This is a genomic window from Kitasatospora sp. NPDC101235, assembly GCF_044767505.1.
Taxonomy (GTDB): domain Bacteria; phylum Actinomycetota; class Actinomycetes; order Streptomycetales; family Streptomycetaceae; genus Kitasatospora.
Map to the genome: position 1 here is coordinate 165,936 of NZ_JBIWNZ010000020.1, position 6,312 is coordinate 172,247.

Here is a 6,312-nt window from a genome sequence, read left to right on the forward strand (position 1 = left end):
GGTGTGAGCGCGTCGGCCGCTGGCGATATTGGTCCAGCCGGCCCGGTCGAGGGCCGTGCGGGTCAGGTCACGCAAGGCGCTCATGACGGCCGGGGGGTGTGGTGACGTCGGATCTGGCTGGCGTCCTCGGCGAAGGTGACTCCTTGGTCCAGTGGACGGTGTTCTCGGTGATCCAGTGGCTGCGGGCCCAGGAAGCGATCTCGGCGGGGGACGCCTGGTGGGCGGGCAGGTCGGTGACTGCGTAGACCGTCTCGGTCTGCCACTTCTTCGCGCCGAGGGGACGGCGTTTGCGGTGGATGCGAACGACCTGGCGGGCGTGGGGGAAGAGCAGGCCGTCCACGGAGACGACCTTCACCTCCCGCACCTCCTCGCGGCCGTGTCCCCGCTCGCGTGCACGGTCAAGGACAGGTGCCTTGCCCCAGGGCAACTTCCTCAACTGCCCCCGCGAGCGTGGGCTGGTTGTTCTTCACCGACAGCAGGTAGTGCGCGTGACGGTCCTCGACGAGGTAGCGGGCGTGCTCCTTCTGCGCGTGCATCGCGTCCACCGTGATCACGGCCTCGTGCAGCTCCGCGTCGTCGATGGTGTCCAGGAGCGGGGCGAACTCGCAAGGCCGGGTAGTTAGGGCTTGCAGATCAACAACCCGTAGCTTCCGGATTTTGGGCTCGTTGTTGTGGTGTGGGCACTCCGGTTGAGCAACAAGCCGCGTTGGCAGGGAAGTTCGAGGCGATCTGGCCGCATCTGGACGAGCGGCAGCGTCGTCTGCTGCTGGGGGCGGAGGCGCGGTCGATCGGTCATGGCGGGATCAGGCTGGTTGCCCGGGCCGCCGGGGTCCGCGAGGCGACGGTGTCGCTGGGGGTGAGCGAGCTGGATTCCGGGGAGCCGCCGCTGGGCCGGGTGAGGAGGCCTGGCGGCGGGCGTAAGCGGGTCGCAGACCTGGACCCGGCACTGCGGGAGGCGCTGCTCGCGCTGGTCGAGCCCGATGTGCGCGGCGATCCGATGTCGCCGCTGCGGTGGACCACCAAGTCCACCCGCCACCTCGCCGCCGAGCTGACCCGCCAGGGGCACCGGGTGTCGGCCGACACGGTCGGCGACCTGCTGCGCGAGGAGGGCTTCAGCCTGCAGGGGAACGCCAAGACCATCGAAGGCAGGCAACACCCGGACCGCGACGCCCAGTTCAACTACATCAACGAGCAGGCCAAGGCCTACCAGGCCGAAGGGAACCCGGTCATCAGCGTGGACACCAAGAAGAAAGAGTTGGTCGGGAACTACAAGAACGCCGGCCAGGAGTGGCACCGCGAGGGCGAGCCGGTCCGGGTGCAGACCCACGACTTCCCGGACCGGGAGCTCGGCAAGGCGATCCCGTACGGAATCTACGACCTGGCCGCAAACACGGGCTGGGTCAACGTGGGCACCGACCACGACACCGCCGCGTTCGCGGTCGAGTCGATCCGTCGCTGGTGGAAGGCCCGCGGCAGCCTCGACTGCCCGGCCGCATCCCGGCTGCTGATCACCGCGGACGCGGGCGGCTCCAACAGCTACCGCACCCGCGCCTGGAAAAGTGAACTCGCAGCCCTCGCCCTGGAGACCGGCTTGCAGATCACCGTGTGTCACTTTCCTCCGGGCACATCACAATGGAACAAGGTCGAACACCGACTGTTCTCGCACATCACGATGAACTGGCGCGGCAGGCCGCTGACCAGCCACGAAGTCATCGTGAACAGCATCGCCGCGACCCGCACCAACGCCGGGCTGACCGTCCACGCCGAACTCGACACCAGCACCTGCGCCACTGGCGTCACCATCGGTGACCGACAGATGGACGTTCTGCCGCTGGACCGGCACACCTGGCACGGAGACTGGAACTACACGTTACGGCCCGAGCCCTACGCCGAGATCAACGAAGCCCCGGACCCGTTCGACCAGCCCAGCCCCGACCTCGCCTGGCTGCAGCATCCGGCCTTCACCGGGCTCACCCCGGCCCAGTGGGACACACTGATCGCCCAGCTCTTGACCCTCCACGACACCCAGCACGAAGGCCAGTTGGACAAGCGGCGCGGCCACCGGCCCCGTATCAAGGGCGACGGCACCACCGGCCGCCGCCCCGTCCTCACACTCGCCGACCGGCTGATTGCCGTCCTGCTCCACCAGCGGCTCGGACTCCCGCAGGTCGCCGTCGCCCGACTCTTCGGCGTCACCCCGGAGACCGTCAACCGCCGCATCCGCGACGTCCGCCAACTCCTCCAGGCCACCGGCCGCACCATCAAGCCCGTCGCACCCCGACTCGCCGACGTGGAGGCGCTCTTCGAGCTCGCCTCCACCCTCCCAGCAGAGATCAAGACTGCGAGTTAATCCTCTGCACGCCCTAACTACCCGGCCTTGAGGGAGGGCCCGTCTGTCGGTACACGACTTCGTGCACAAGTGCGAACGCGGGCTGATACGGCTTGCCGGGCGGGCCGGCCACCGGCAGCACAACCGGCACCCCAGCACAGTGGGCAGAGCATTCTCGTGCAGGAAAGCGCGCGATCCCTGCGGTAGTCGGCGTCGTCGGCCAACCCAGGCAAAGGGCGACTGCGGTCGACGGCGCCGAGCAGCATGGCGATGCCCAGCTCGGGTCTGGTGGCGAAGGAGATCTCCTCGGGCCCCCGGCGTCCTGGCGTCGCTACGCGTCCCGGGCCCAAAGGGTGGGCAGGTACAGACGCTGGTCAAGAGGGGCGGCTACACGTTCCGCTGCTCGCCGACCGCGAGCCGGAAGCCGCCACGGTTCGATCAAGCCAGGACGTGCCGTCAACCTGTCACTTCCGCATCGGGGATGATGCGAGAGAGTGAGCGGCTGCTGACAGGACTCGGTGGCTGTCGTGGCGGATCGCCACCCGTCTGCACCGGACAATTGTTCGCCCTGCCGACAGGCCCTGTCGGCCGACGGATTCGGCCGACGGTCAGCGATACTCGGCCGGGTGAGCACCACCGAACGCCCTGTACCGCCCTTGAACGCCGACGAGCGCACCACGCTCGAGAGCTGGCTCGACTTCCACCGCGCCACGCTCGCCATGAAGTGCGAAGGCCTGGACGACGAGCAGGCCGCCGTCGCATCAGTGCCACCGTCCGGCTTCACACTGACCGGCCTCGTCCAGCACATGGCGGAGGTGGAGCGGAACTGGTTCCGCCGGGTGCTCGCCGGAGAACAGGTCCCGCCCATCTACGACCCGCAGGCTGACCCACACGGCCCCGACGGCGGTTTCGAACTGGCCGAGGGCGTCACTCTGCGCGACACTCTCGCCACGTGGCACGCGGAAGTCGTCCGCGCCCGCGAGCACTCCGTTGGCCGTGCTCTGTCCGACACCGGCCGATTCATGGACCAGGACGTCAGTCTCCGCTGGATCTACGTCCACATGATCGAGGAGTACGCCCGCCACAACGGGCACGCCGACCTGGTCCGGGAACGCATCGACGGCGCCACCGGCGTATAGAACCGGTCGGACGGTGCTCGCCCCGCCGGTCCTCTGCACCTCGCCCGACCGGTCAGGTGTCCGCCGACTGCCTGTGCCGGAAACCGAACGCCACCGCGATGCCGCAGGCGGCAAAGACGGCCGCGCCGGCGAATGCCATGGTCATACCGTCGACCAGGAGTCCGCGTGGGAGGACACGTGTGTGGTCGGTCGCGAAACCGAAGATGGTGATGAGCGCGGCGAGCCCGACTGACGAGCCCACCTCCTGCATGGTCTGCAGGACACCGCCTGCCGCGCCGGCGTCCTGCGCCTCCACAGTCGACATGATCGCCACGTTGGCCGAGGAGAACGTGAACCCGATGCCCACGCCCAGCAGCAGCATCGGTACGAGCAGACCGGACAGATACCCACTGTCGGTGGACAGCTGGGTAAGGCCGATCATGCCGGTGGCGATCAGCGAGGCGCCGGTGATCATGAGCCGTTTCGGTCCGAACCGGGGCAGCAACCGGGCGGTCAGGCGGCTGGTGACGACCACGCCGAGCGCCATGGGCAGAAACGCGAATCCGGTGACGAGCGCATTCCATCCGAGCACGTTCTGCAGGAACTGGGTGAGGAAGAAGAAGGTCGACATCATCGCCATCGCCATCAGAACCGTGATCGCATAGGCTGCGGCACGATCACGGTCGGCGAACACTCGCAGCGGCATCAGAGGTTGCCCGGTGCGCGACTCGATGGCCAGGAACGCTGCGACGAGAACCAACCCGGTGCCCAGGGCGGCGATGGTCAGCCCATCGCTCCAGCCCCGCTCGGAGGCCCGTAGAAGCCCGAAGATCAGTGCCGCGACACCACCGGTCGCGGTGATCGCGCCCGGCAGGTCAAGCCGGGCCGCATGCCGGGTCGGAGCGGGCACCAACCGCGGGGTCAACAGGGCGATCGCGAGCCCGATCGGCACGTTGATGAACATGGTCGCCCGCCAAGACAGCCAGTCGGTGAGCAGACCGCCGACGATCAACCCGATCGGAAAGCCGCCGCTGGCGACCGCGGAGAACCATGCGAGGGACCAGTGCCGATCCGCTTCCTTGGTGAAGGTGGTGGTGATGAGCGCAAGCGCGTTCGGTCCGGCGGCGGCGGCGCCGATCGCCTGAACGACCCTGGCGGTCACCAGCAAAGAGGCCGAGTCGACGAGGCCGGCGGCCAGCGAGGCGCTCGTGAACACAGCAACCCCCGCCACGAACACCCGGCGGCGACCGAACAGGTCACCGGCGCGCCCGCCCAGCAGCAGCAGGCCACCGAAAACCAGGGTGTAGGCGTTCACGACCCAGGAGAGACCGGTGGAGGTGAAGCCGAGATCGTGTTGAATATGTGGTAATGCCACATTCATCACGGTGGTGTCGATCACCAGCATCAGCTGGCCGGTAACCAACATCAACAGCACCGGGATCCGCCGGACAGTCGGTTCCGACGTGCGTGACAGGTCAGCAGCAGAGAGCTGTTCTGTCATGGGGTACCTCCAGGGTTGTCACGAGGACTGGGGGAATCTCCTTGAGCCGGCTTCATGCCCAGCTCTTGAGTGGGGCCGAGCATATGGACCGGTCTTTGCGCCTTCAACGCAAGCAACAAGTTTTCGACATCTTGCCGATCACTCCGCAGGTAGCCGAACGTCTGGTCTATTCCCATCGCTGTGGTATGTATGGGCGGATCACCGCAGCGAGCGCCCGTCGAGGTGAACGCCCCGGCCCGGTACGACCTGCCTTCAGGTATGTGCTCGTACTCTGCGCACCTGCACGTTCGCCCCCTCCTCGGGATCCTCGCTGACTTCGCCGGTGTTGTTTGCGATGGCTGGAAAACACGTCAGCGGGCCCAGCGAACAGTAGTCTCACCGCCCTGGTTGCCCGGGCTGCGGCTCGGAACCCGGCATGGGGCTGGAATCGTGCGGATCGCGTGCCGCCGGGTGCGGCTCACGAGGGGCCGGCGGTAACTGGGGTTGAACTCGTGGAGTCGTAGGGGCTGACGGCTCGTCGCCCGTGCGGTATCACCGGGGCATGCGGTATCCACAAGGGGGCGGGCTGACCGCCGAACGGCAGCAGTTCCGCGAGGAGTTACGGCTGAAGGCGGCCGAGAGGTTCGCCCAGGGCGAGGCGAGCTCGGTGATCGCCAAGGACCTGCGGGTCAGCGTCCGCTCGGTGCAGCGATGGCGGCAGATGTGGGACAAGGGCGGTCCGCGGGCTCTGCGGTCACAGGGGCCGGCGTCGCTGCCGAGGCTGAGCGAGAAGCAGTTCGCCCAGTTGGAGGCGGAGCTGGCCAATGGGCCTGCCGCGCACGGCTGGGAGGACCAGCGATGGACGCTGGCGCGGATCAAGACGGTGATCGGTCGGCGCTTCCATCTGACGTACACGGTCCAGGGTGTGCGGAAGCTGCTAGCGGTCCCGGGGCGGCTTTACCACGAAGATCCACCTGTGCGCGCAAGATCCGGCACACCGTCCCGGAAAAATCCGACCAGCGGACCCACCGACTCAACCGAGGCTCCGAAGGCGGCCGGCCGCCGGGCTTCGACCGGGAGCTGTACCGCAAGAGGAAGCAGTTCAGGGCCGTGGCGACCCGCTACGACAAGCGCACCTACATCTACCTCGGCACTGTCACCGTCGCGGCCATCGCCATCTGGATCCGGCGCTGATCAACTCCACTGATCGGCGGGACACGGCCTAGGCCCAATACCAGTGACTTAAGGGTCTTTGCTGGTAGGCTGCCTGTCCAGGAGGTGCCTGGATGCCACGCCCTGGGCAGGTCAAGCCGCCGACGGACGAGCGGTTGTCGGACCGGATCGCAATCGGACTGCTTACGCGGACGTTCCCGCCGGAGCTGGTG

6 protein-coding genes are annotated in these 6,312 nt (G+C 67.6%); 3 read left to right on the forward strand and 3 right to left on the reverse strand.

All coding sequences use genetic code 11. The features are described from left to right. Positions 1-67 precede the first annotated feature (67 nt). Positions 68-355 (reverse strand): hypothetical protein, encoded by a 288-nt coding sequence (locus tag ACIRRH_RS29225; RefSeq protein ID WP_403073346.1) that lies wholly within the window; start codon positions 353-355, stop codon positions 68-70. A gap of 43 nt (positions 356-398) precedes the next feature. Beyond that, entirely contained in the window at positions 399-554 is a 156-nt protein-coding gene (locus tag ACIRRH_RS29230; RefSeq protein WP_403073348.1) for a hypothetical protein, read from the reverse strand. A gap of 122 nt (positions 555-676) precedes the next feature. On the opposite strand from ACIRRH_RS29230, the gene ACIRRH_RS29235 reads away from it, so the two are divergent. Both ACIRRH_RS29235 and ACIRRH_RS29240 read left to right on the forward strand, forming a co-directional pair. Next, a complete protein-coding gene (locus tag ACIRRH_RS29235; protein ID WP_403073350.1) occupies positions 677-2,350 on the forward strand; it encodes an ISAzo13 family transposase in 1,674 nt (557 codons plus the stop codon). Between the two features lie 605 nt (positions 2,351-2,955). Next, the gene (locus ACIRRH_RS29240) at positions 2,956-3,468 is read left to right on the forward strand and encodes a DinB family protein (protein ID WP_403073351.1); all 513 of its coding nucleotides are present in this window, start codon (positions 2,956-2,958) and stop codon (positions 3,466-3,468) included. Between the two features lie 52 nt (positions 3,469-3,520). On the opposite strand, the gene ACIRRH_RS29245 is transcribed toward ACIRRH_RS29240, so the two are convergent. Beyond that, a complete protein-coding gene (locus ACIRRH_RS29245; protein WP_403073353.1) occupies positions 3,521-4,948 on the reverse strand; it encodes an MFS transporter in 1,428 nt (475 codons plus the stop codon). Between the two features lie 541 nt (positions 4,949-5,489). Between ACIRRH_RS29245 and ACIRRH_RS29250 the strand changes: the two genes are divergently transcribed. Continuing rightward, positions 5,490-6,134 carry a transposase gene (locus ACIRRH_RS29250; protein ID WP_403073355.1) on the forward strand — a complete coding sequence of 215 codons (645 nt, stop codon included), beginning with the start codon at positions 5,490-5,492 and terminating at the stop codon, positions 6,132-6,134. The last annotated feature ends 178 nt before the right edge of the window (positions 6,135-6,312 follow it).

Excerpts from the sequence above, each read along its gene's own strand:
- ACIRRH_RS29250 (WP_403073355.1), top strand. The coding sequence starts at position 5,490 with ATGCGGTATCCACAAGGGGGCGGGCTGACCGCCGAACGGCAGCAGTTC.
- ACIRRH_RS29245 (WP_403073353.1), bottom strand. The coding sequence starts at position 4,948 with ATGACAGAACAGCTCTCTGCTGCTGACCTGTCACGCACGTCGGAACCG.